A 2,623-nucleotide genomic window follows, 5' to 3' on the forward strand; every position below is an offset into this window, starting at 1 on the left:
CCCCATCTCGGTAACTGTGTTGTCCTTTTCGAAGAAAGGCATCCATTTTATTCGCTTCATCGTCAATGATTCGTGCAAGTCGATCTCGACGTTCATAGAGTTCATCACGTTGATTCGTAAAAGTTGCTTTCCGCTTTAGATACTCATCTTCCAAATCATGATACTCTTTTTCTTTTGCCTTTAGCTTTTGGAAGACTAAATCCGACTGTTCCATTTTCTAAATTCTCCTGCCAATTCCTTATCTAGCGCTAGTTTATTCTCAATGACTTGGATAATCTGTTGGTTAAGAGTATCAAAATCTGTGGCTAGCTTTTCAGTTTTTTGATTGATGGGGTCAAACTCTTGTTCAAACGCTCCAACAATCGTATCTTGCGTTACACCTGCGGCCGTAAAAGTTGATACAACTTCGTCATAACTCAAATACTGAAAGCTACTAAAGTCTATCTGTTCCCACAATTCCTGAGCTTTTGATACAACCTCATCTCGGAAGCCTTTTATTTCCTCTGCACCAGCTTGTGCCGCATTTGCCATGCCTTCTCCCAAGGCCATGCCCTGTAAGCTATCTAAGTAAATTTCTTCCTTACTTGACAAACCATCTGCCGAGAGATACTCTTTGATTTTTCGGTAACGGTACATGCCTGCTGTGGCTTCTGCTAGCGCTGTTACTTTGAGGTTTGTGACACGTTTTCCGTCCAAATCAACTAGCTGGCCATTCTCATCAAATCGCCATTGGGACAAGTTATGATATTCTAACTTGTCACCCCAGTTATCTTTTGCAGGATAGATATAGGGATAGATGGCTGTTTGAGTCGTATTTCCCATAATATTACCAATAACATCATACTTATGCCGGTAATTGCGAAATTGTTCTGGATGTTCTTGCATGTACTTGATTTCTTCTTTCGAAATCAAGTTATGAATATCTGGCCCGTTGTACCCAATATTGGCATAACCTCGCTTCAAAGCGACATACATAGCCAGAGACTCTCCAAGCGAATGCCCCGCAGTTGTGATTTTAGCAGAGGGATAAGTTTTTTCGATTTCTTCCGCAAAACTCAGAGCCGTTTGAAATTGAGATTTTCTAAATGTCTTTGTTTCCAAATCCGACAACATCCGTCTATCACCAAATCCTATTGATTGGATATCTGTTTGGATGTCAAGACGATCATCTTTATTCGTCCCTGCATAAGCAATCACTACATGGCTATAATCCACATTCCCATTTTTATCCACAGGAGCAACTGCCATCGCCTGCATACCATTGGAGGTGTTGTCTATGGGTTTAGAGATTACTTTAAACCGATCGTTTGCAACCAAATCATCCTTACTATAAGGTCTACTCACCTTTAGAGCATCCACTTTATAAACATCATCAGCAATATATCTATAATCTTTTTCAGTTATCATTTTAATTTACCATATCTTACATCTATGTCCAAGTCTGATTTACTATCAATCTGTTTTCTCTTCTCTAAAACTTCACCTGAATTTCTAGATGTTAGTTGGGACATGCTAATCTCACCACCTAGATTCCATAATGTGAATCTAACATAGTACTTATCATTAACAAGCGCATCACCACTCCATGTTCCTGTTATATTATCTTTAGAGAAAGATTCGAATTCTACCATGCGAACTCCTTCGTAATGATTGGCTAAGTATAACGCCATCCTATCCTGTTCGATTCTCATTTTCTCTTCCAACGTTTTTTCTTTTTGGTGATTCAAACTAAACATTACAATCCCTCCTATAATACAGATTACTAAAGTGATGATATTCCATTTGATTTGTTTTTTCATAGTAACTCCTTGTCTATGTCATTCTTTTTAAAGAAAGGTAAGATAAAATTTTTATAAAATCCCAATGTAGCTACTGATAAAAACAAACAATCAACCACAATAATTGCAACAGATAACCACGGTGATAATGGAATTTTATGTCCTGCTGTATCAGTAATCCTCTCCAAATGAAAATTTCTAAGAACTAAATAAATATAATAACCGTTTAATAGACTTGCCACATAACCAATCAAAACCAGAGATTTCAAGTTTGTAAATATCCATATACCTAATAAGGGAAGGAATATTATCAACAAGGGAAGACCCCAGAAAATAAATGTCAAAAAAAGAAACGTTGGACCATTCCACAACCAGAGACAATAAAGAAGACATAGATAAGAAATGACATAGACTATCCCTAATATATTATTGCTTATTTTAATCATAATTTCCCCTCAATCCATCTCCGTTTATTATATCATATCCCATCTCTATGCCACTATTAGATTAGATAACTAATTTTTATATTATCAATTGTCTTTGTATAGGGAACATCCGTCTCGTCAACAGACATGTCTTCTAAATAATATCCAGATGTTCGTATAACATCCCCAAAAGCATCCTCTGATAGGGATATTGTTGCCATTCCATTGATTACAAGTGTTATTCGCCAGGTTCCTGTTGCTTCATTTTTTCTGAATTCTATAGTTTCAATCGGATTCTGTATTTTTAATTTTACTCTATTAACCACAAATAGTGCCATCCTATCCTGTTCAATTCTCATTTTTTCTTCCAACGTTTTTTCTTTTTGGTGATTCAAACTAAACATTACAATTCCTCCTATT

At 36.3% G+C, this 2,623-nt stretch carries 3 protein-coding genes and 1 pseudogene; all 4 read right to left on the reverse strand.

The genetic code is table 11. The features are described from left to right. A pseudogene (locus tag SORDD16_RS06995) lies at window positions 1-214 on the reverse strand (hypothetical protein); the annotation flags it as partial. Continuing rightward, window positions 196-1,407 carry a Tle-like phospholipase domain-containing protein gene (locus tag SORDD16_RS07000; protein ID WP_061452858.1) on the reverse strand — a complete coding sequence of 404 codons (1,212 nt, stop codon included), beginning with the start codon at window positions 1,405-1,407 and terminating at the stop codon, window positions 196-198. The gene SORDD16_RS07000 and the pseudogene SORDD16_RS06995, both read right to left, overlap by 19 nt. Then, complete coding sequence (locus SORDD16_RS07005; RefSeq protein ID WP_061452859.1) at window positions 1,404-1,799, reverse strand: hypothetical protein; 396 nt, start codon at window positions 1,797-1,799, stop codon at window positions 1,404-1,406. Before SORDD16_RS07005 ends, SORDD16_RS07000 begins: the two co-directional genes overlap by 4 nt. 481 nt (window positions 1,800-2,280) lie before the next feature. Beyond that, window positions 2,281-2,622: a hypothetical protein gene (locus SORDD16_RS07015; RefSeq protein ID WP_241734030.1), complete on the reverse strand. Its 342-nt coding sequence runs from the start codon at window positions 2,620-2,622 to the stop codon at window positions 2,281-2,283. Window position 2,623 lies beyond the last annotated feature (1 nt).

Origin of the sequence: Streptococcus oralis, from assembly GCF_001578945.1 — a bacterium.
Taxonomy (GTDB): Bacteria; Bacillota; Bacilli; order Lactobacillales; family Streptococcaceae; genus Streptococcus; species Streptococcus oralis_Q.

Excerpts from the sequence above, each read along its gene's own strand:
- SORDD16_RS07000 (WP_061452858.1), bottom strand. The coding sequence starts at position 1,407 with ATGATAACTGAAAAAGATTATAGATATATTGCTGATGATGTTTATAAA.
- SORDD16_RS07005 (WP_061452859.1), bottom strand. The coding sequence starts at position 1,799 with ATGAAAAAACAAATCAAATGGAATATCATCACTTTAGTAATCTGTATT.